The organism is Promicromonospora xylanilytica (assembly GCF_054782895.1).
In genome coordinates, this window is record NZ_BAAGRP010000028.1 from 1 (window position 1) to 943 (window position 943).

General features: G+C 68.7%; 1 protein-coding gene and 1 pseudogene. One reads left to right on the plus strand and one right to left on the minus strand.

Annotated features, from left to right (window positions below; all coding sequences use genetic code 11):
• Nucleotides 1-14: 14 nt before the first annotated feature.
• Nucleotides 15-518, minus strand: a complete 504-nt coding sequence (locus ACYVK7_RS17600; RefSeq protein ID WP_460889024.1) for a hypothetical protein — start codon at nt 516-518, stop codon at nt 15-17.
• Between the two features lie 43 nt (nt 519-561).
• Here ACYVK7_RS17600 and ACYVK7_RS17605 point away from each other — a divergent pair.
• A pseudogene (locus ACYVK7_RS17605) lies at nt 562-861 on the plus strand (transposase); the annotation flags it as partial.
• Between the last annotated feature and the right edge of the window lie 82 nt (nt 862-943).

Here is a 943-nt window from a genome sequence, read left to right on the forward strand (position 1 = left end):
CACCACCGCCCACTTCAGCGAGCATCCGCCCAGGTCACCGACCCACCATCACCGAGTACCCGAAAACGTGAGCCAAGTCGGGTTTTGCGGGCGTGGTGGGCCAGGCGGGCGGGCAGCCAGTAGACGAGCTCGCGCATCGTGGCTGGCTCGGCCTTCGCCAGGAGCTCGTGGTCGTGGAAGGCGAGCAGCCGGGTCCAGACGTCGAGGTCACGGGCGATGCCGGTCAGCAGGACCCAGGCGGTGTTGATCCGCCAGGACGCCGAGGGCAGCAGGCCAAGGCCCGTGGTCTTCGCGGCCCGGACGTGGTCCTCGACGACGGCGTGGTGACGGTGCAGGACATCGAGCCACTGCGGCTGGTTCGTCCCGGGGATGCCGCGCATCCGGCCGATGTTCGTCGCGGTGATCGCGTATTTCCACCCGGTGGCCTTCTCCAGGGCGGTGACCTTCCCCGCAGCCTGGTCGCGTGGCGCGATCGGGACCCGGCGCACGATCGGGGCCTGACCCTGGTTCTTGGACACGCTGATTCCAGCATCTGCTGGGGAAGCGAGATGATCAGGAACTATGGCCAGGAAGAACTACTCCGAGGAGTTTCGTCGGCAGGCCGTGGACTTGTACGAGTCCACGCCCGGTGCCACGGTCCGCGGTATCGCCGAGGACCTCGGGATCGTGCGCGGCACGTTGCGGGGCTGGCTCGACGCGTACGGGACAGGCAAGAAGACCGCGCCGGACGGCACACGGACGTCGAGCCCGCTGCGGTCCACCACGACGCGTTCCAGCGGCGTGCCGGCCGGTCCCACGGTGCCTGCGGGTGAGACACCCGAGCAGAAGATCGCCCGGCTCGAAGCGGAGAACGCGGCCCTCCCGACTTGGCTCACGTTTTCGGGTACTCGGTGATGGTGGGTCGGTGACCTGGGCGGATGCTCGCTGAAGTGGGCGGTGGTGC